Origin of the sequence: Pseudovibrio sp. JE062, assembly GCF_000156235.1 — a bacterium.
GTDB lineage: Bacteria > Pseudomonadota > Alphaproteobacteria > Rhizobiales > Stappiaceae > Pseudovibrio.
On record NZ_DS996805.1, the window covers coordinates 239,448 to 258,633 of the forward strand.

21 protein-coding genes are annotated in these 19,186 nt (G+C 51.7%); 13 read left to right on the forward strand and 8 right to left on the reverse strand.

What is annotated here, in order from left to right; genetic code table 11:
* From PJE062_RS01085 to PJE062_RS01105, 5 genes are all read right to left on the reverse strand, one after another.
* Positions 1–657 (reverse strand): DJ-1/PfpI family protein (locus tag PJE062_RS01085; protein WP_050773804.1); only part of this gene is annotated, 657 nt, incomplete at its 3' end.
* Positions 658–749: 92 nt separating this feature from the next.
* On the reverse strand, positions 750–1,772 hold the full coding sequence (locus PJE062_RS01090) for a GlxA family transcriptional regulator (RefSeq protein ID WP_050773806.1): 1,023 nt from the start codon (positions 1,770–1,772) through the stop codon (positions 750–752).
* A gap of 66 nt (positions 1,773–1,838) precedes the next feature.
* Positions 1,839–2,153 (reverse strand): hypothetical protein, encoded by a 315-nt coding sequence (locus tag PJE062_RS01095; RefSeq protein ID WP_008547164.1) that lies wholly within the window; start codon positions 2,151–2,153, stop codon positions 1,839–1,841.
* Positions 2,154–2,203: 50 nt separating this feature from the next.
* Positions 2,204–3,076: a leucine-rich repeat domain-containing protein gene (locus PJE062_RS01100; RefSeq protein WP_008546845.1), complete on the reverse strand. Its 873-nt coding sequence runs from the start codon at positions 3,074–3,076 to the stop codon at positions 2,204–2,206.
* A gap of 17 nt (positions 3,077–3,093) precedes the next feature.
* Positions 3,094–4,317: a hypothetical protein gene (locus tag PJE062_RS01105; protein WP_008547039.1), complete on the reverse strand. Its 1,224-nt coding sequence runs from the start codon at positions 4,315–4,317 to the stop codon at positions 3,094–3,096.
* Between the two features lie 285 nt (positions 4,318–4,602).
* On the opposite strand from PJE062_RS01105, the gene PJE062_RS01110 reads away from it, so the two are divergent.
* The 4 genes from PJE062_RS01110 to PJE062_RS01125 all read left to right on the forward strand — a co-directional run bounded on the left by PJE062_RS01110 (position 4,603) and on the right by PJE062_RS01125 (position 7,328).
* Positions 4,603–5,097 (forward strand): hypothetical protein, encoded by a 495-nt coding sequence (locus tag PJE062_RS01110; RefSeq protein WP_008547083.1) that lies wholly within the window; start codon positions 4,603–4,605, stop codon positions 5,095–5,097.
* 231 nt (positions 5,098–5,328) lie between these two features.
* Positions 5,329–5,793, forward strand: a complete 465-nt coding sequence (rplM, locus tag PJE062_RS01115) for a 50S ribosomal protein L13 (protein ID WP_037035767.1) — start codon at positions 5,329–5,331, stop codon at positions 5,791–5,793.
* A gap of 2 nt (positions 5,794–5,795) precedes the next feature.
* The gene (gene rpsI / locus PJE062_RS01120; RefSeq protein ID WP_008546672.1) at positions 5,796–6,272 is read left to right on the forward strand and encodes a 30S ribosomal protein S9; all 477 of its coding nucleotides are present in this window, start codon (positions 5,796–5,798) and stop codon (positions 6,270–6,272) included.
* 150 nt (positions 6,273–6,422) lie between these two features.
* Positions 6,423–7,328, forward strand: a complete 906-nt coding sequence (locus PJE062_RS01125) for an FkbM family methyltransferase (RefSeq protein WP_008546677.1) — start codon at positions 6,423–6,425, stop codon at positions 7,326–7,328.
* 5 nt (positions 7,329–7,333) lie between these two features.
* Here PJE062_RS01125 and PJE062_RS01130 read toward each other — a convergent pair whose 3' ends face one another.
* Both PJE062_RS01130 and PJE062_RS01135 read right to left on the reverse strand, forming a co-directional pair.
* On the reverse strand, positions 7,334–7,927 hold the full coding sequence (locus PJE062_RS01130) for a DUF6653 family protein (RefSeq protein ID WP_008546784.1): 594 nt from the start codon (positions 7,925–7,927) through the stop codon (positions 7,334–7,336).
* 62 nt (positions 7,928–7,989) lie between these two features.
* The gene (locus tag PJE062_RS01135) at positions 7,990–9,798 is read right to left on the reverse strand and encodes an alpha/beta hydrolase (protein ID WP_008546237.1); all 1,809 of its coding nucleotides are present in this window, start codon (positions 9,796–9,798) and stop codon (positions 7,990–7,992) included.
* Between the two features lie 539 nt (positions 9,799–10,337).
* On the opposite strand from PJE062_RS01135, the gene PJE062_RS01140 reads away from it, so the two are divergent.
* The 8 genes from PJE062_RS01140 to PJE062_RS01170 all read left to right on the forward strand — a co-directional run bounded on the left by PJE062_RS01140 (position 10,338) and on the right by PJE062_RS01170 (position 17,491).
* Positions 10,338–10,667, forward strand: coding sequence for a hypothetical protein (locus PJE062_RS01140; RefSeq protein WP_208608995.1), 330 nt, complete (start codon positions 10,338–10,340; stop codon positions 10,665–10,667).
* A gap of 320 nt (positions 10,668–10,987) precedes the next feature.
* Positions 10,988–12,199 carry an LL-diaminopimelate aminotransferase gene (locus tag PJE062_RS01145; protein WP_037035769.1) on the forward strand — a complete coding sequence of 404 codons (1,212 nt, stop codon included), beginning with the start codon at positions 10,988–10,990 and terminating at the stop codon, positions 12,197–12,199.
* 31 nt (positions 12,200–12,230) lie between these two features.
* Positions 12,231–13,556 (forward strand): homoserine dehydrogenase, encoded by a 1,326-nt coding sequence (locus PJE062_RS01150; RefSeq protein ID WP_008547003.1) that lies wholly within the window; start codon positions 12,231–12,233, stop codon positions 13,554–13,556.
* A 46-nt stretch (positions 13,557–13,602) separates the two neighbouring features.
* Positions 13,603–14,598 carry a class II fructose-bisphosphatase gene (gene glpX, locus PJE062_RS01155; RefSeq protein ID WP_008547053.1) on the forward strand — a complete coding sequence of 332 codons (996 nt, stop codon included), beginning with the start codon at positions 13,603–13,605 and terminating at the stop codon, positions 14,596–14,598.
* Between the two features lie 97 nt (positions 14,599–14,695).
* Positions 14,696–16,108: a single-stranded-DNA-specific exonuclease RecJ gene (gene recJ, locus PJE062_RS01160; protein WP_008546481.1), complete on the forward strand. Its 1,413-nt coding sequence runs from the start codon at positions 14,696–14,698 to the stop codon at positions 16,106–16,108.
* Entirely contained in the window at positions 16,105–16,527 is a 423-nt protein-coding gene (locus PJE062_RS27040; RefSeq protein WP_008546951.1) for a hypothetical protein, read from the forward strand. The genes recJ and PJE062_RS27040 overlap by 4 nt, the downstream gene beginning before the upstream one ends.
* A 51-nt stretch (positions 16,528–16,578) precedes the next feature.
* Positions 16,579–17,037, forward strand: coding sequence for a GNAT family N-acetyltransferase (locus PJE062_RS01165; RefSeq protein WP_008546569.1), 459 nt, complete (start codon positions 16,579–16,581; stop codon positions 17,035–17,037).
* A gap of 10 nt (positions 17,038–17,047) precedes the next feature.
* Positions 17,048–17,491, forward strand: a complete 444-nt coding sequence (locus PJE062_RS01170; RefSeq protein ID WP_008546927.1) for a GNAT family N-acetyltransferase — start codon at positions 17,048–17,050, stop codon at positions 17,489–17,491.
* A 63-nt stretch (positions 17,492–17,554) separates the two neighbouring features.
* Here the strand turns inward: PJE062_RS01170 and PJE062_RS01175 are convergent, their stop codons facing one another.
* Positions 17,555–17,935 carry a GNAT family N-acetyltransferase gene (locus tag PJE062_RS01175; RefSeq protein ID WP_008546995.1) on the reverse strand — a complete coding sequence of 127 codons (381 nt, stop codon included), beginning with the start codon at positions 17,933–17,935 and terminating at the stop codon, positions 17,555–17,557.
* 735 nt (positions 17,936–18,670) lie between these two features.
* On the opposite strand from PJE062_RS01175, the gene PJE062_RS01180 reads away from it, so the two are divergent.
* Positions 18,671–19,090 (forward strand): DUF423 domain-containing protein, encoded by a 420-nt coding sequence (locus tag PJE062_RS01180; protein ID WP_008546546.1) that lies wholly within the window; start codon positions 18,671–18,673, stop codon positions 19,088–19,090.
* Positions 19,091–19,186 lie beyond the last annotated feature (96 nt).

Consider the following 19,186-nt stretch of genomic DNA (forward strand, 5'->3'; position numbering starts at 1 on the left):
GTACTGCATCAGATCGGGTGCAATAGAAGCGATCTCTTGTCTGGCGATCTTTACAGCTTCAGCGCTGGCGGTTTCTGGTGAACCGGAGTTGAAAGGTGGTTCGGGATGGTACTCAAACATCAACTGCAGAAGTTGTGCTTCTTCAGGCCCGAACAGTTCTGCCGTGAGAGATAGGGCAAAATCTATTCCTGCAGTCACGCCTCCACCAGTGATACGATTTCTGTCAACTGAAACGCGTTTGTTGACGACTGTAACATCCGCCAGTTTTTCCAGGGTTTCCCGATAGGCCCAATGGGTTGCTGCTTCGTATCCATTCAGCAAACCTGCTTCTGCCAGTATCAGAGCTCCTGAGCAGACAGAGGTGACATATTGTGCGCTTTCGCCGGCACGGCGCAGTTGCTCCAGTACGCGCGAATTTTGCATCTGCTCAAGTGGATTTCCAGCGCCGGGAACAAGTAGAATATCGATTTCCGGACGGTCCTCAAAACCATAATCAGGCATAAGCTGGATGCCTGCGTCGCAGGGCAGTGGGGTGCTGCTTTCAGCAAACGTAAAGGTCTCTAAACCTCGTACAAAAGCCAGGAGTTGAAGGGGCCCGTAGGCATCCAGCATGGTCATGCCTGGATAAAGGAAGAGACCTGTTTTTAGCTTTTTCATGAGGGTTCCTCTCTGCTTGTTTAGTGATCAGGGCGCAATGATCCATTCCCGGAGAGGCTCCGGGTTGCATCAATGCATTTGTTGTTGGTGTTTTAGAGTTGGCTGCTACAGAATCTGTTGCGGTAATCCTGTGGGCTGATGCCTAGATTGCGTATGAAGCTGCGGCGCATTTTCTCGCCATTTTCAAAGCCACATCGCCTGACAACTTCATTTATTGATGTTTGTGGGTTCTCTATGTATTGGCGCGCCGTGTTCAGGCGCATCTCTTCAACATACTTGGCGGGTGAAGTGCCTACATGTTGCTTGAAAAAACGGGCGAACGTTCTGGGTGCCATGTTCAAGAACTCTGCCATGCGATCGACTGAGAGATTTTGTTGCAGATTGGCAAGTATCCATTCCTGAAGTGCAATCATGCGCGCATCATCACTTTTCTGGTAGGACAAAACAGAGCTGAACTGCGATTGCCCGCCCGGGCGTTTTAAGAACATGACAGAGTACTGCGCTACTTTGAGTGCAGTTTCCCGCCCGAGATCTTCCTCAGTCAGCGCGAGCGCAAGGTCGATGCCTGCGGTCATGCCAGCGGAGCTATAGAGCTTACCGTCCTTCTTATAAATCGCGTCAGGCTGCACCTTTATCTTCGGGTAGCGCTCCTGAAGCTGTTCGGCCCAGTTCCAGTGTGTGGTTGCGGATCTTTCATCAAGTAATCCTGCCTGAGCTAAAGCGAAGGTTCCGGTGCAGATTGATGCAACACGTCGGGCTCTTTGAGCTGCCTTCCGGATACTGTCAATGAGCGGCTGATTTCCGATGACTGAAGACTTGTGCGCACCACCAGCTATCAGAAGCGTATCGATTGCTCTGTTCTCAAACTCACTGAATGCCTTACTCATCATCTGAATGTTTGTGGGCCAGGTGGTTACAAGGCCTCCACGTAGTGAAACGATTTCAACTTGGTAGGTGGGAGGTTGCTCGTTTTTCATAAGTGAGGCAGATGCAAAGATATCTAATGGTCCTGCGATATCTGTAGCAATGGCGCCGTCAAAGACCACCATTAGAACGAGCTTAGATGTATTGTGCGTTCCTGAGACATGGGAGGTGGTTGTCGGTGTCTTTTGCATGACACTTACTATAAACGAGGTGCGTGTTGGCACAATGACAACGATCCCTCATTTTCTGCCAGTTCGTTAATCGTTATCTGACTTTTGCGGGCTCGTAGAGGTCTGCTGCTTGGTCTCCAGCCGTGTTGTTGGGCAGCCGTCCTGTATTTTGCGCCACATAGGGTTGTTGAGGGCCATTTGGCATTGGGCGAGGTAGGATGTGCCATCGACGTACAGGCAGGAGAAGTCGCCGAGTTCTATGCGTTTGCCGCGGTTGGTGCAGTAGCAATCCGGTTGTTTGAACAGGCCGCGGGGCCGTTTGCGAAACTTGCTTTCCTGCGCTTGTGCGTTCCAGATGCCAACCAGCAGAACGGACAGGATGATGATGAGATAGCGATGCATTCCCTATGATAAGATAGGTGAGAGGCATCGCTATCTTTGTTTTTAAGGGGCTAAAGATAGATCAGTGTGCCTTGAGCACGCAGATCACTGAACCAGTCTGGCTCTTGTGTCAGGCGTGTCCAGCGTAGATCCAGCTTGCGCAAGTTTGTCAGGTTTTTCATCGATGCTGGCAGCTCTTCTAACGGATTTGCTCGCAGATCTAGCTGGTAGAGGTTGGTGAGGCCTCCGGTGTCTTCTGGCAATTGATTGATCTGATTGTTACGTAAATCCAGAATTTCCAGCTGCTGCAGCTCACTCATGTTAGGCGGCAGTTTGGTGAGCGCGTTGTTGCGCAGGTAGGCCTCTCGTAAACCTGAGAGCGTGCTGAATGTCTGCGGAAGATCCTTCAAGCCGTTGCCATAGAGACGGAGTTCTTTAAGGCTCTTTAACTGACCAATGCTTTCTGGAAGCTGTGGGATGTTGTTGTCTGTACAACCCAAATACTCCAGTGCGGCCAGTTCTCCGATGCTGTTTGGAAGCTCTGTCATGTTTGTGTTGCTGGCGTAAAGCACACGCAGCTGCTTCAGAGCGCCGATGGTGGATGGTAAGCATTCGAGTGGTTGGTGACTAAGGTCCAGAATCTGGAGTTGGCTCAACTGAGTGAGTGTGTCAGGTAATCGGTGGAGTTTGCAGCCGTAGATGTAGAGTTCTTTGAGGCTGGAGAGTCGTGAGATTTCGGCAGGCACGTCTGAGAGAGCATTCTTGCCGAGATAAAGGCTTTCCAGCGCCTTGTGTGTGAAGACTTCGCTGGGAATTGTGGTTAGCCCGCACTTTGTCAGGGCCAGGTCAGTGAGATTGCCGCTTTTAATAACTGCGCATGGTTCACCATCTTTCCGGTGCCGGATAGTATCTAACGGCAGAAAATTGAGTTTGTCTTCTATCATCACGTTTCCGGTCGTTTTTAGAGAAGGAACTGCTGTTGTAGTTCCTGAAGGCGTTCTTCTGAAATGGACTGTTTTAGCGCGTTGAGCAGGGACTGAGGTAACTCGTGAGAGAGCTGCTGCAGCTCCTCAAATGTTGTCATGAGCTGATCTAATGATGCTCCGTGCTTCTGAAGCTCTTCATCAACTGCTTGCCAGAACGCGGCTCCTTTGACGTAAAACAGAGGGTAGTAGCTTGGATCGTTGTCGCCTGTGACTTTCTGATGTGCTTCATACAGGCCTGTTGCGGCATGCGGAAAACGCTCTTTGAAAACCTGCCATTGATCCATTGGGCTTTCAGAGTGGATGCCAGCCACTTTGAGTGATTTGTAGCCGTAGTACTGGGCAAGGCTCTCTGAGATCCAGAGCGGATATGGGGTGTTCGCCAGCAAATGGAACAGTTCATGGGCGGAAACCCAATGAAGCTTGGCTATGTCCTCTGGAGATGCTGTTCCCTCGCTTGTAGCGAAGTTGGCCAGAAATGCCTGTTTGCCAGCTGCACCAGCGATTTGTCCCAGTTTCTTGTCGATAGCCACCCACACCAGATCAATGTTCTGTTCTGGTAACGTCGAAGAGCCAAGGATGCCTTTTAGATACTCAAGTTGTTTTTGAAGAGCGGGGAGGTTGTCGGCTTTTAGAGCTTCTGCCGGATCATCTTTGTAGAGCGTTAGTGTGGTTTGATTGGTTCTTAAAGTCTTTGCATCATCACCCCAAGAGAGGATGAGTGGTGGTTCATGTGCTGTTGGGAGAGCTGCGCATTTAAGTGTGGTGTCATCCCCTTGGACTTTGCCGCACACTTCGACTGTTGAAGCGGTTTCGAGGCGAGGAATGTCATCCCATTCCGTGATGCTCCACCATCCTTGAGGGGAATAGAGGTTTTGCTGGTTTGCTACAGCCAGTGGGGTCTCACGCGGATTTTGAAAGGTGACGTTCCATTGCAATTCCTTGCATGAAAGCGCTCGACCGTACGGCTCAAGGACTTCAACTTCATCGCACATGAGTTGCAGTGCGTTGGTATTGCTTGGTTGAGACTGCGTGCGCGGTGCTTGCAGTGTGATTTCTTGCTCCACCGGGAGCGTGATTGTTGCCGTTGCAGCTTCAGGGTGGGTCTTATCTGCTTCGATAATGATCTGAAGTGGAGGTGTTTGGGCAAAGGCAGAAGTGGCGCTTAAGGCCGCCATGAAGGAAAATAGAGAGAGGCGCATATTCAGGAAAACACTTGTTTGAAAAAACAATCTTGGATTGAGTAATCGATTCGATGATTACCGCATGGAAATGTGTTCTTCCCATGTTATCCAATGCAGGGGGCATATGCTCCATAAAAGTGCACTGCGTTGAAGTGCCTAAAACTCTCAGCTTATTGAATTTTTTGAATTAAATTTGCCTGAAAGTTGAATTGTTGGTTGATCCAAAAGCAAAAAGCCACTTAAAATTCAGGGACTAAAGCCAAAGGCCGTTTTTTGAAGGAGGGGAGACCTGAGAGAGACGGCATGAGTGGGAGCGGGCTGGTGTTTTATCGTGCGTTTTTCGGTTTCATTTTTGATTTCCTTTTGGTGCCGCTGCGGTTCGGTTCCTTAATCGCCACGATCGGCTATATCGGCTTTCTTGCACTGAACATCCTTCTGATACTGGCTGTGCCAGCCTTCTTCGATCTGTACGTGGCCAGCGAGCCACGGGTGTTTGCCGAGTTCCGGGAGACCGTGTTCTATCAGGACACCTCGTTTATTGGTGATCCGATCGTTTTTGTGAGCTTGGTGTTTTTCAACCTGCTTCTGGCGAATGCGACGCTGACGACCCGTTTGACCCGCAGCCGGTGGCGGTTCTTTTACCCCACCCACTTCACTCCGATCAATTTGCGCGAATATCGTGTGGCCCTTGCTGGCGTTGGCTATTATGTCAGCTGCTATAGTGCCAACTGGGTCTTCTATGAGCTGCAGGTGGACGACCTTATTTTGACGGCTGCGCGTGCTGCCGGAGTTTCCTGAGCTTAAGAATCTTCAGATTCATGCGGAAAAAATGTGGTATTATAATACCTATTTTATATCTTATTGATTTTATTGATTAATTTGCTTGAGTGCGTAATTTTTTGCTCTTGACGCGGTGCGCAACCTCGCGTATCTACCCGTTCCTACACGGAGCTATCACGTTTAGCTGCTCTTTCGGGCCTGAACGCATTTCTCCCAAGAATTTTAACCGTCAAAACTACGGTAGATCTTATGAAGACTCATTCCACTAAAGTGGCTGAGGTCGACAAGAAGTGGATCTTGATCGACGCAGAAGGCGTTGTTGTTGGCCGTCTGGCAGCATTCATCGCAAACCGTCTGCGCGGCAAGCACAAGCCGACCTACACCCCGCACATCGACGATGGTGACAACGTAATCATCATCAACGCTGATAAAGTTGTACTGACTGGTAAAAAATACCAGAGCAAGAAGTACTACTGGCACACTGGTTACCCTGGCGGTATCAAAGAGCGCACTGCACGTCAGCTGATCGAAGGCCGTTTCCCAGAGCGCGTTCTGGAAAAAGCTGTTCAGCGCATGATGCCAGGTGGTCCTCTTTCCCGTGCGCAGCTGCGTAACCTGCGTGTTTATGCTTCTGCAGAGCATCCGCATGATGGCCAGTCTCCAGAAGTGGTAGACGTTAAAGCCATGAATCCTAAAAATGCGAAGAGGGGTTAATTATGTCTGAGCTACAGTCCCTTGAGGAACTGGGCGGCGCAATCGCCCCTGCTGAGAACGAAGCTCCTGTACATGTTCAGAAGCTCGACGCACAAGGCCGTGCATACGCAACCGGTAAGCGTAAAGACGCTATCGCACGTGTATGGATCAAGCCAGGCACCGGCAAAATCGTTGTAAACGGCAAAGAGTACAACGAGTACTTCGCTCGTCCAGTACTTCAGCTGATCCTGCGTCAGCCAATCATGCTCACCGAGCGTGATGGTCAGTACGACATCAACGTTACCGTTGCTGGTGGTGGTCTTTCCGGTCAGGCTGGTGCTGTTCGTCACGGCATCTCCAAAGCACTGACTTTCTATGAGCCAGAGCTGCGCGCTGTGCTTAAGAAAGAAGGCTTCCTTACTCGCGATAGCCGTGTTGTTGAGCGTAAGAAGTACGGTAAGCGTAAAGCTCGTCGTTCCTTCCAGTTCTCCAAGCGCTAATACGCGATACTGGAAACAGTTTTACGGAAAGGGCTGCCATTTGGCGGCCCTTTTTGTATTTGGCCTATGCTTTGCGGCTACTGAGATTGCGGAGTTGTTGCGGGCGGTGTTAGCTGCCACGTTGGATGAAAACAGCGGCGGAGTTCTGCGGTGGTCCAGTGGTTGCGAAAGTTTCTCTCGGCATTTTTGATGGCATTGGCGCCGCATAAACGAAGCGGGACACTTGCTCGTCTGGCTTTGTGGCTGGACAAAAATAATCTGATGGGTCTCAGGGTTCTTTATCTCAAGGAACACAAAGACTTTTCCAATATGCGGCGGCTTGGAGAGGTTCTGCAGTTGGGGCTGCATGTTCCGCAGCTTGCTCGTTTGGCTGAGCAGTATTTCCTTCACAGCCGTGCTCAGCGTTTTCAGGAACTTCATTTTCTCAAGCTATTTCCGCAGTATGAGCAGCAGCCGGGCTACTTTGTTGAAATTGGGGTTGGGGATGGAACGCATCTCTCCAACAGCTTTCTGTTTGAGAAGGCGCTTGGGTGGTCTGGTCTGCTGGTAGAGCCTAATCCGGATTGCTGGGAGCGTATTGGTGCTGCGCGTGATGCTTATCTGGATAAGCGAGCCGCCTGGAGTTCCGGAGGAGGGGCATTGAAGTTCTTTTGTGCTGATACGCCAGAGTACTCGGGAATGGCCTCAGTCGTGCAGGTAGGCGATAAGCCGGGTCGTGAGATTGAGGTGCCGATCGCGCGGACTGAGGATGTCTTGATCGCGCATGGTGTTCCGGATCATATCCCATTCATTTCCATTGACACAGAAGGGAGCGAGCTGGACGTTCTGAAGGGAATAGACTTCTCGCGCCGGACGTTTGATTTTCTCTGCATTGAACATAATCACAGATCTGTGCAGCAAGATGCGTTGATCAAGTTTCTGTCTGCATGCGGATATGAAGTGGTGCAGCCGGAGCTTTCAGGTATCGACTATTGGTTCGTTCGAGTGGGGCATGATGAACGGGTTGCGCTAGCGGCTGAGGCCGCGGAAGATGCCGATGAACCTTTGCTGATTTAGCTGGTTCAGCCGGCTTTCGCTTTCAGGCTGTTGTCGTTGACTGGTACGTTGCGCCAGCTTTTGTAGAGCGGGTGGGCGTTCTTCATGTGCTCGAAGATTTTCACCATCACAAAGAGTGAGGCGAACTTGGCGAGATAAGCGATGATACCGCCTGTGAGCATGAGGGGCAGGTTGTTGGTTGCTGCTGCCCAGATGGCCAGACCAACTGCAATCAGGCCGACGACCAGGAGAGCGAGGGCTTTCTGGTGATAGGGCGCTGGGATTGGAACGAACATGCGGTTGAGCCACATGCGTTCACCCAGAATAGCTTTTTGCGTCCAGGTTTGTGCGCCGACGTTCTTTTTGCCAAAAGGTGGAATGATCCAGACCCACGCCACTGCTGCAATAGACAATGCAACTGCCCAGAACCAGCCAAGGGTGGGCTGATACCAGAGCGGTGCGAGTAATGCAGGCAGGACAAGGGCGCGAACAAGCAGGCTCTTTGGCTTGTTCAGGCGTGTTAGTGCAGCACTTTGGGTGTTCAGGTGACGAACGTGTCTAGGATCCCATCCGCCGATTTTCTGCGGTTGCATCTGCGAAAGCTTAGGATCGCCTGCCACGTTGTCCTCCATTTATTCCATGAGAACAGCGTGGCTTCAGACAGACTCACTGCGTGTTCTCGTTATATGCGCACCTTAACATAACTGCCTGGTGCGTCTTCCAATATTTTTGTACGGCGTGCGCCCGGCTTGCGTGCTTTTACCCGATTATCATCCTGAGATGTAATCCATTTTTGCCAGTGTGGCCACCATGATCCCGCTGTTTCAGATGCGTTCTGCATCCAATCATCCAGAGAGCCTTCCGGTTTGTTGCCAGTCCAGTACTGGTACTTCTCTTTGGATGGCGGGTTGACGACGCCAGCGATGTGGCCTGAGCCACTCAGTACATACTCAACAGATCCACCAAAACAGCCGCAGCCTTTGAAGACGGATTTTGCGGGAGCAATGTGGTCTTCTTTTGTTGCCAGATTATAGATTGGAATCTGAATTTCACTCAGATCCAGTTTTTCCCCGGCCAGTTCCATCTCACCTTCGGCAAGTGCGTTCTTGTGATAGCAGTTGCGCAGATAATAAGAGTGGTTGGCTGCCGGCATGCGGGTGCTGTCAGCATTCCAGTAGAGCAGGTCAAACGGGAATGGATCTTTGCCGCGCAGGTAGTTGTTGACCACATAGGGCCAGATCAGGTCGTTGGAGCGCAGCATGTTGAAGGCAGTCGCCATCTTAGAGCCATCCAGATAGCCCTTCTGACCCATGCGATGCTCGAGAATTTCGATCTGCTCTTCGTCTACAAAAACCTTCAGGTCACCCGCATGGGTAAAGTCTACTTGCGTGGTGAGGAAGGTTGCGGAGGAGATACGGTCTTCTTCGCCTATTCTTGCCAGATAGGCGAGGGTAGCGGCGAGCAGTGTGCCGCCAACGCAGTAGCCAATGGCATTGACCGTAGACTGCTGGGTGGTTTTGCGAATGCGTTCCAGTGAGTTCAGGATGCCATCGCGCATATAGTGCTCGAAGCTTTTTTGCGCCTGCTTCTCATCCGGGTTGATCCATGAAATGACGAAGACCGTGTGGCCCTGATCAACTGCCCATCTGATGAATGACTTTTCCTGATTGAGATCAAGGATGTAGTACTTGTTGATCCATGGCGGAACGATCAGCAGTGGCCGCTTCAGAACCGTCTCAGTGGTTGGGGTGTACTGGATCAGCTGGCAAACGTCGTTTTGCTCGACGATCTTACCTGGTGTCACGGCAACGTTGACGCCAACTTCGAACTTGTCCGGATCAGTCTGGCGAATACGCAGGTCACCATGGCCAGCTTTTATGTCTTCTGCCAGCAGCTTCATGCCTTTTACGAGGTTGCTGCCGTTTGAGGACATGGTTTCGCGTAGCAACTCCGGATTCGTCAGGATGAAGTTGGAGGGCGACATAGCGTTGGAGATCTGCTTCACATAAAAGCCAGCCTTGTGGCGGGTGTGGTCGTCCAGATCTTCAGCGCCTTCCACCAGCTCCTCGGCCCAGTTGCTGGTTTGAAGGTACATCTGTTTGATGAAATCGAAGAAGTTGTTGTCGTCCCACTGGCTGTCTTTAAAACGCTTGTCGGCATTGGATGGAGCAACAATGGGCTCACTGTCTTCGCCTGCCATGCGCTTGAGTGTGGAATTCCAGATGTTCATGTAGCCGGACCAGAGCTTCGTCTGAGCTTCAATGGCGCGGGAAGGGTCTTTCATCCAGTAGTTTCCGACCTCGGCGAGGGTCTTGACCACTGCGTTGAGCTCTTCGGTGCCTCCGGTTGCTGCCTCGCCTTTTTCGCGGGGTTCCAGATAGGCTGCCAGAGCCTTGCCGCCGTTCTCGGCTATTTCAGAGAGGTTTTTGGCAAATTCCTCAGGATTGTTGAGGATGTACTGCAACATTGGATTGGTGTCTTCACCGGTCATTTGCCTGCTCAGTCCTCGTATCAGGTGTCTGGTAGATACTCGCCAGACCCAACCACATTCAGTGTCCGCTATCCGCACTCAAAAACATGCCGCATACACTCATGCGTTATCGGCGGTCTCTTAACCTACAAAAACGGCATAATGAGTATATCCCTAAGAAATTTGACAGGCACGTGAAAATCAGTGTGGCCCGTCTTAGTCCTTAGGCGGATTCTTAGTAGGTATTTAGCAAGTAAAGTGATCTTACGGAACTGTGAGAAGTTTTGGGTTATTCTTAAGTTTTATGGAGATGTTTAACTCTTGAGGAAAACTTGGAATACTCTGATTTCTTGAGATATTTCTTCTTAATATTTATCGGTTATGATTTGAGTATATCGTGTTCTGTATTCAGTAAATAAGAAGTGCCCTAGAGTAATAAACTATGTGTTGTTAACAGGGTAATATATGTGGACTACGGATGACGCAACTGCTAAGTGCATTTTAATTAAAGTTAAGTGCTCTGCTGTTGTGTAGTAGACGGATCAAACGCGAGGTTCCAGATGTTGCTTAAGTTTCAACGAGTTTGCAGCGCAGTCGTGCTGGCAGGTTTTGTTGGAGGTTGTGCATTTGGCGAATCTTTGACGGTGTATGAAGCGATTGAGAAGGGCAACGGTACCAAGCAGACTGGTATTGCTGAACTTCCACCTGAAGTTTCCAGCGATCTGCTTTCGCCGGAACAGCGGGCTGCTTCCGAAGCCAATCTGCTTGCAATTTCCTCTGAAAGTAAGCGCAGAGCTGGCATTGGCAACACCTTTGAGAGCAGCGCCGACCAGCTGAAACAGATTGCTGGTGAGCAAGCGCAACAATCTCAGGCTGCGCAGACGCAATAATCTTTCGCATTCTCGCGGGGTTAGCGAATGCACCTTTAGTTGTGCATTTTGTGCGAAAAGCCGTCTAAATTCTCAAGTTGAAATCGCATGTCCGACCATAAGCCGCAGAATCCTGCGGCTTTTTTGTTGGATTTAAAGTTTCCAGTCTTCTTTGAAAACTTTAAAAAAATGTCGGGTTTATGCCTCATGAATGATGCGAAAAATGTTCGCACCTGCTAAAAGGCCGTGGAAACTTGGTCTTAATGACTCGTGGCCGGTTTTGAATGGAAATCAAAATATAGCTTGAAACGCTAAATACTGAAGAAAGTGAGGCTCGCGTCATGGACGACTTTCACAAGACACGCCGGCTCCCGCCATATGTCTTTGAACAGGTCAATCGTCTGAAAGCCAAAGCGCGAGCGGCAGGCGCCGATATTATCGACATGGGTATGGGCAACCCTGATTTGCCTACTCCGAAGCATATTGTCGATAAGCTGGTGGAGACTGTGCAGAATCCGCGCACACATCGCTATTCCGCATCCAAAGGGATTCCGGGACTGCGTAAGGCACAGGCTGGCTATTATGAGCGTCGCTTTGGTGTAAAGCTGAACCCGGACACGCAGGTTGTTGCGACACTGGGTTCCAAGGAAGGGTTTGCCAATATGGCCCAGGCGATTACCGCGCCGGGCGATGTAGTGCTTGTCCCTAATCCGTCCTATCCAATTCATGCCTTCGGCTTCCTGATGGCAGGTGGTTCGCTGCGTTCCATCCCGGCAACTCCGGGACCAGAGCTTTTTGAAGCGCTGGAGCGGGCAGTGGTTCACTCCATTCCTAAGCCGATTGCAATTATTCTCTGCTTCCCTGCAAACCCGACAGCAAGTGTTGCTGATCTGGACTTCTATCGCGATGTGGTGGCGTTTGCGCGTAAGCATGAGATCTACGTGCTTTCTGATCTGGCGTACTCTGAGATCTACTTCGGTGATGTGCCTCCGCCAAGCATCCTTCAGGTGGAAGGGGCAGAGGATATTGCTGTTGAGTTTACCTCTTTGTCCAAAACCTTCTCCATGCCGGGGTGGCGCATGGGCTTTGCAGTTGGTAATGAACGTCTGATTGCAGCTCTTGCTCGTGTGAAGTCCTATCTGGATTACGGTGCGTTTACGCCAATTCAGGTGGCTGCTGCGACCGCGCTGAACGGATCAGACGACTGCATTCGTGAAACGCGCGAGATCTACAAGAAGCGCCGTGATGTGCTGATCGACTCTTTTGGACGCGCCGGTTGGGATATTCCTGCTCCGGAAGCATCCATGTTTGCCTGGGCTCCAATTCCAGACCAGTTCAAGCATCTAGGGTCTTTGGAGTTCTCCAAGCTGCTTATTGAAAAGGCAGATGTGGCGGTTGCTCCGGGAATCGGCTTTGGTGAGCACGGTGAAGGTTTTGTACGTATCGGACTGGTTGAGAACGAACAGCGTATCCGCCAGGCCGCACGTGGCATTCGAAAGTTTTTTGAAGACGCGGGTAGCAATTCCAAGGAATTGAGTAAATCGGGCGCTTAGGCGCCCGCCCACCTACAGATACTGGGTATTTATGACTGATATTTTGAAAGTTGGCGTTGCTGGTCTTGGAACCGTCGGTGCTTCGTTGGTGCGTATCCTCGAGGCTAAGGCGAACGTTCTTGCCAATCGATGTGGCCGACCTATCAAAGTAGTGGCTGTGAGTGCTCGCAGCCGCTCTAAAGATCGTGGTGTTAATCTGGATGGATTGACCTGGTTTGAAGATCCCGTTGAACTTGCCAAGTTCGACGGGATTGACGTTTTTGTGGAGCTTATTGGCGGCGAGGATGGACCGGCTGAAGTGAGTGTTCGCACCGCTTTGGAAACCGGTAAGCATGTTGTCACAGCCAACAAAGCATTGCTTGCCAAGCATGCTGTTGTGCTCTCCCGTCTTGCAGAAGACAAGGGCGTGAGCCTGAACTATGAGGCTGCTGCTGCCGGCGGTATTCCAATCATCAAGACCATGCGTGAGAGCCTTGCGGGCAATGATGTGTCCCGCGTTTACGGCATCATGAACGGCACCTGCAACTACATCCTCACCCGTATGGAGCGTGAAGGGCTGTCGTTTGCAGAATGTTTAGCTGATGCACAGCGTCTCGGTTATGCAGAAGCTGATCCGACCTTTGACATCGAAGGGTTTGATACAGCTCACAAGCTTGCTCTGCTCACCAGTCTTGCATTTGGCTGTGAAGTGAATGCAGATGCGATCTATGTGGAGGGGATTACCTCCATCACCACAGCTGACATTCGTGCGGCGGACGAGCTTGGTTACCGCATCAAGCTGCTGGGTGTTGCTCAGCGCACGGATACGGGCATTGAGCAGCGTGTTCACCCGACCATGGTGCCAAAATCTTCTGCGATCGCCCGCATTGATGGCGTGCTGAACGCCGTTGCTGTTGATGGTGATGCGGTTGGCGAAGTGGTGCTGGTTGGACCGGGTGCTGGCGGTGATGCGACAGCGTCCTCCGTGATCTCTGATATTGTCGACATTGCCCGCAATGTTTCCATGCCAGTGTTTAGTCAGTCTGCGACAACACTGGAGACATATGTTCCAGCGCGTATGCGAGCGCATGAAGGTGGTTATTACATCCGTCTGGCTGTTTTGGATGTTGCCGGTACTTTTGCCACAATTGCGCGCTGTATGGCGGACAAAGGCATCTCACTTGAGTCTATTGTCCAACGTGGACCGCATTCCAGAAATGATAAGGATGGTGTAAGCGATCCTGCAGCACCGCGAAGTGTTATCCTTATCACGCACGAGACCACTGAGCTGGCTGTGCGCGAAGCTCTGGATGCAATTGCTGCTGAAAATGTAACCTCTGGTAAGCCACAGATGTTACGAATAGAGAACCTGAAATAAAACTTCCTCACGTTTAACGTGAAAACAGGACACCCGAGAGGTTTAAATGGCGGATAGTCATCAGGACGCAACTGACGTTCTTGACCGTATTCTGACACTGGAACTTGCACGTGTTACGGAACGTGCTGCTGTATCTGCAGCGCGGCTTCGTGGACGGGGCGATGAAAAGGCAGCTGACCAGGCTGCTGTGGACGCAATGCGCCGCGAACTGAACCAGCTGCCAATCGACGGAACCGTCGTGATTGGTGAAGGGGAACGTGATGAAGCGCCGATGCTCTACATTGGCGAAAAGGTCGGCACCAAAGACGGGCCAAAGGTTGATATCGCACTGGATCCGCTGGAAGGTACCACGATCTGCGCGAAGAACATGCCAAACTCCATCGCTGTTATTGCGCTGGCACCGGAAGGTGGCCTGCTGAACGCGCCGGACAGCTACATGGACAAGATCGCGATCGGTCCGGGATATCCTGAAGGTACCATCGATCTGGACCGTCCAATTCAGGAAAACCTTGCAGCTGTTGCCAAAGCAAAAGGCTGTGACGTTAAAGACGTGACTGTCTGTGTGCTGGACCGTCCGCGTCATGCCAAGCTGATTGACGACATTCGCGCAACCGGTGCTTCCATCTACCTGATTGGTGATGGTGACGTTGCTGGCATCATCTACACCACTGATCCTGAAGAGACCGGTATCGATCTTTATGTTGGTATTGGTGGTGCACCTGAAGGTGTTCTGGCTGCTGCAGCTCTGCGCTGTATCGGTGGTCAGATGCAGGGCCGTCTTGTGATCACCCGCGAAGAGCAGGTTGAACGCGCAGGCCGTATGGGTATTGACGATATCAATCGCAAATACACCATGGAAGAAATGGCTGGCGGAGACGTTCTGTTTGCTGCGACCGGTGTGACCACTGGTAACTTCCTAAAGGGTGTGAAGCTGGGCCGTGATAATATCACCACCCACACTGTTGTGATGCGCTCCACGACCGGTACGGTTCGTTTCATTGAAGCGAAGCATACGCAGTTGGAAAAGTTCCATCTGGATTGATTTCGGTCTTTCACCGAGCTAATTGATGAAAGCGGGCGGGTGTAACAAACACTCGTCCGCTTTTGCATTTCTATGAGATATCGGGCAGTTTCTTTCTATGGTTATGACATTGGATGCAACCAGTGCTGAGCGACGTGTCGTTCTTGGTGTCAAAAAGTCCTTGAGCGCACGTGTGTGGCGTGAGCGGCTGGATGATCAGGGGCTTTCACAGGCGCTTGCCATTGCACAGAGAACGGAACTGCCTGAAGTGGTGGGACGTGTGCTTGCCGGGCGCAGTGTTCCACTGGAGGACGCCTCCGGTTTCCTAAACCCTTCCATTAAAGACCTGATGCCTGACCCATCCAAACTGGTGGATATGGACAAAGCCTGCGCACGCGTTGCTGATGCTTTACAGGCTGGGGTGAAGATCGCCGTCTTTGGTGACTATGACGTGGATGGGGCCACTTCTTCCGCGCTGCTGAAGCGCTATCTGATGCAGCTGGGTGTGGAGCCGGATGTCTACATTCCGGACCGTATCATTGATGGTTACGGACCGAACCCGACAGCTATCAACCAGCTGCATGCAGGTGGTGCGCGGCTGCTGATTACCGTGGACTGTGGATCGACCTCATTTGAGGCATTTGAAGAAGCCAAGCGCCTTGGGCTGGAAGTGGTGGTTCTGGATCACCACCAGGTGGATGAGAACTTTCCGGAAGTTCATGCGTTGGTGAATGCCAATCGTCAGGATGATTTGTCCGGGCAGGGGTATCTGGCTGCTGTCGGTGTGACCTTCCTGTTTCTGGTCGGGCTTAATCGTGAGCTGCGCCGCCGTGGGGCCTTTGCCCAACGGGCTGAGCCGCGTCTCATGGACCTGCTGGATCTTGTGGCGCTTGGCACCGTCTGTGATGTGGTGCCGCTGAAGGGCCTGAACCGCGCCTATGTCGTGCAAGGGCTTAAAGTGATGGCGCGGCGTGAGAACATCGGCCTTTCCTGCCTTGCTGACATTTCGCGTTTGAGTGGCAAGCCGACACCGTATCATCTGGGCTATATGCTCGGACCGCGCATTAACGCTGGTGGCCGTATTGGCGATTCTGCGCTTGGTATGAAGCTGCTGTCTTCTGATGACCGAGCAGAAGGGGAGCGTATTGCTGCCACGCTGGAGCGGCTCAATCAAGAGCGGCAGGCGATGGAAGCGGTCATGTTAGAAGAGGGCGAAGGCCAGGCGTTCCAGAAGATGGAAGGCGCTGTTCCTCCTGCTGTTCTGCTGACCGGTGCTGATGGTTGGCATCCGGGTGTTGTGGGTCTCATTGCGTCCCGCCTGAAAGAGCGTTATCGCCGTCCAGCGTTTGCTATGGCGTTTAATGAGCAGGGTGTTGGCACTGGTTCTGGTCGCTCGATCATGGGTGTTGATCTGGGCTCTGCGGTGCGGGCTGCTGTTGAGGCTGGCTTACTCGTGAAAGGTGGTGGCCATGCGATGGCTGCTGGCCTGACCATCCAAAAAGACAAAGTGCGTGAGTTTGAAGCTTTTTGACTGAGCAGCTTGGTGAGGATGTGGAGCAAGCCTCCGCTGATCATGAGCTGACCATTGATGGTGTGCTGACACCTGCTGGGGCAAATCTGAGCCTGCTTGATATGCTGGAACAGGCAGGGCCGTACGGGGCATCTCATGCAGAACCTGTTTTTGCTTTGCCATCGGTGCCGATCAAGTTCTCCAAAGTTGTTGGACAAGGGCATGTGAGTGTGACGCTTGGTGGCAATGACGGCACCAACCTGAAGGCAATCGCCTTTAAGGCGGAAGACCAGCCACACGGCAAAGCGCTCTTACAATCGCGCGGCAAGCCCTTACATATTGCCGGAAGTTTGAGTGTTGATACATGGCAGGGACAGGCGAAACCGTCCTTACGCATCATTGATGTTGCAGACCCATCCAAAGGCCAGTTTGGCGCCTAGTCGTTGGGGGCGTGATGAGGATTGATCCTGCATCGTGAGAGGGGGAAGTCTTTGAATATCATCGCAGCAACACCGCAGCATCTTTCTGAGATGAATGAGGTCATCCTCTCCGCAAAGCGCCACTGGGGTTACTCGGAGGAGATGATGTCTGCGTGGCTACCTGATCTGTTGGTGGATGAGGAGGTGCTGGCAAGTCGTCATTTCTGGGTTCTGGAAGAGAAGGGCAGCGTTGCTGGTGTTTTCTCCATCTCGGTAGAAGATGACCAGAGCTGTGAGCTTGAAGACTTCTGGGTTTCTCCGAGGCTGATGGGCCGAGGTGCAGGCCGTCTCATGTTTACTTTCATCCAGAACTGGCTGCGCGAGCAAATGCTTCCTGAACTTACGATCGTCTCGGACCCAAACGCAAAGGGGTTCTATGAGCGCATGGGCGCTGAAGAGATTGGCACCAAACCATCGCTTCCGGTTGGGCGCACGCTGCCTGTGATGCGGTTTACTCTTGAGGATCTATGAAAGCTGATTGATGGACATTCGCAGGTACGAGCAGGCTGATTTTGCTGCATGCAGGGAGGTTTTTCTGAGCAATGTGCCTCGCTTCTTTATGCCTGAGGAGCTGGATGAGTTTGCTCAGGACCTGAAGAGGCTGGGTGATCCTTATTTCGTTGCCGTGAAAGCGGGGCAGATTGTTGGGTCTGGCGGCTACTTCCGCGGAGCAAAAGGAGTGGGGCTTTCCTGGGGGATGGTGCGCCGTGACTTGCATGGTCAGGGCATTGGCAAGGCTCTGGTTCAATATCGGCTGGAATGCATTGCGGAAGACTATCCGGATCAGGCGATCCATATTGATACCTCTCAGCACACACAGCCCTTCTACGAGAAAATGGGATTTATTGCTGAGCGTGTTGAAGAGAACGGTTATGGACCGGGGCTGCACAAGGTGCTCATGAAGCGGCCTCCCACTTTATCGTAAGTCTTTGCGAAAGATATCTACTCCGCTGACATCGGCTTCAATGCACTGCCAGCCCAATCCTTCCTAAAAGCTGCGAAGGCTTAGTTTTGCGAAGAGGTAGAGGTGAGGGTACTCTTGTTGAGTGGCCAGTGTTTCCAGCTCTTTTGTTAGCCGCGTGCCGATACCTTTTCGTCGGTGATCAGGTGAGATCCACAGTGAGGCCAGCCACGGCGTATATTGAGGGCGTTTGCTCATATCTGATTGCACGAGCATGACCATGCCGAGGAACTCATCACCTTGATGGGCAATCAGTGTTGTGGGCAAAGCTTCCGGACTAAGACTCTTTTGCAGTTCGTCATAAACGTCTTCAATCGGGTGGCCTTCCTCCTCCCACCATTCCTGCCACATGCCCTTGGCTGCTGCTTCCAAAAACTTAGGAACATCAGCCAGATTTGAGATTGTCAAAGTTTCCTGCGTTACCCGCCCGTTTGCTGTTTGAAGAACCGTATCGCAGAAGGGACTTTTGAGGACTATTAAATTAAGTCGTGAGCTGTGGTAGGTATCTGGGATCAGGCTGTGTAATCGTCTTCCTACAGAAAACTTATCCCCCTTTCTGAAAATGTCTTCATACTGAGTTGCAGGTTCATGCGAACGGGCAGCTTGTGGGAACGTCCCTCAGGCTGGTGTGAGCCGGGCGGGGCTACTGGGTGAGGTAACGTATCATCCAGCGGGTTCGTGGAGGTTCCCCTTTCACCGACAGTGTTGAGGGATAGCGGATGTCCGGCCAGACCAGAGGGCGCCAGCACTGAGAGCTGAGGCTTTCCAATCGCTTCAGGTCTTCCAAGTGTCTTTTGGACCCTAGCCTTAGCCTCCTGCAAAAACGCCCAGGCAAGGCGACAGCCGATGCTGAAGACTCACTAAATTACCATATGCGCAGGCATTGCCTGTTGCCTTGTTTATCCCAATCTTTGGGAATTCTGGCTCAACGCTGCATGGCAGACCATGCGGTGCTCATTGTGTTGCCTCGCCGTAAGGAGGTTGCAGTGCTGTCCTGTGAACTTGGGTGACCCCATGAACTCTTTAAACATCGTGTTGCGCTACTGAAGGTTTTGCAATTTTTGATGGTTATCCTATATGCAGTTGATGCGTGTAAGTGTTTCGCGCAGTATGTGATTTGGAATAGGACATTAAGGAGCAGCCATGCCGGAGAGTGCAAGTGAAGCGGTGCCTGCGGAGCAGCCTCGCACCAAACTCGGACAAGGTCTTGGACTTGGATTGGCGCTTGGTGGTTTTTGCGGTGTCATTGCGATCCTGAGCTCAGCTGCCAGCTCTCATACAATAGATAATCAGTATCTGGGCATTATCTCCCAAATCACCATGATGCATGCAGCGGCCTTTGTCGGGCTGGGTGTTGCACATGGTATTACCAGTTCCAAAGGTATCGCCTTTGCTATGCTGCTGCTGTTTGCCGGGGTTGGCCTGTTCTGTGGTGATCTTGCCCAGCGCTTATTTGTTGGTGAGAAGCTGTTTGATTTTGCAGCACCAACAGGTGGGATGCTGATGATTTTGGGATGGTTGTTTGTGTTCCTGACTGGCCTGAACAGGATGATGAAAGGCTAGTTGGCTGATCCTATAGCTGTCATAGCAAAGGGCGAACCGACTGGTCCGCCCTTCTTAGTCTCTGAATTTCCTAGCTGATGCCTAGTTGACCAGTCC

What these genes read in the sequence shown, in the direction of transcription:
- PJE062_RS01150 (WP_008547003.1), top strand. Translation starts at nt 12,231, where the DNA reads ATGACTGATATTTTGAAAGTTGGCGTTGCTGGTCTTGGAACCGTCGGT.
- glpX (WP_008547053.1), top strand. Translation starts at nt 13,603, where the DNA reads ATGGCGGATAGTCATCAGGACGCAACTGACGTTCTTGACCGTATTCTG.
- PJE062_RS01090 (WP_050773806.1), bottom strand. Translation starts at nt 1,772, where the DNA reads ATGCAAAAGACACCGACAACCACCTCCCATGTCTCAGGAACGCACAAT.
- PJE062_RS01110 (WP_008547083.1), top strand. Translation starts at nt 4,603, where the DNA reads ATGAGTGGGAGCGGGCTGGTGTTTTATCGTGCGTTTTTCGGTTTCATT.
- PJE062_RS01145 (WP_037035769.1), top strand. Translation starts at nt 10,988, where the DNA reads ATGGACGACTTTCACAAGACACGCCGGCTCCCGCCATATGTCTTTGAA.
- PJE062_RS01135 (WP_008546237.1), bottom strand. Translation starts at nt 9,798, where the DNA reads ATGACCGGTGAAGACACCAATCCAATGTTGCAGTACATCCTCAACAAT.
- recJ (WP_008546481.1), top strand. Translation starts at nt 14,696, where the DNA reads ATGGTTATGACATTGGATGCAACCAGTGCTGAGCGACGTGTCGTTCTT.
- rpsI (WP_008546672.1), top strand. Translation starts at nt 5,796, where the DNA reads ATGTCTGAGCTACAGTCCCTTGAGGAACTGGGCGGCGCAATCGCCCCT.
- PJE062_RS01100 (WP_008546845.1), bottom strand. Translation starts at nt 3,076, where the DNA reads ATGATAGAAGACAAACTCAATTTTCTGCCGTTAGATACTATCCGGCAC.
- PJE062_RS01180 (WP_008546546.1), top strand. Translation starts at nt 18,671, where the DNA reads ATGCCGGAGAGTGCAAGTGAAGCGGTGCCTGCGGAGCAGCCTCGCACC.
- PJE062_RS01140 (WP_208608995.1), top strand. Translation starts at nt 10,338, where the DNA reads ATGTTGCTTAAGTTTCAACGAGTTTGCAGCGCAGTCGTGCTGGCAGGT.
- PJE062_RS01105 (WP_008547039.1), bottom strand. Translation starts at nt 4,317, where the DNA reads ATGCGCCTCTCTCTATTTTCCTTCATGGCGGCCTTAAGCGCCACTTCT.
- PJE062_RS01095 (WP_008547164.1), bottom strand. Translation starts at nt 2,153, where the DNA reads ATGCATCGCTATCTCATCATCATCCTGTCCGTTCTGCTGGTTGGCATC.
- rplM (WP_037035767.1), top strand. Translation starts at nt 5,329, where the DNA reads ATGAAGACTCATTCCACTAAAGTGGCTGAGGTCGACAAGAAGTGGATC.
- PJE062_RS01170 (WP_008546927.1), top strand. Translation starts at nt 17,048, where the DNA reads ATGGACATTCGCAGGTACGAGCAGGCTGATTTTGCTGCATGCAGGGAG.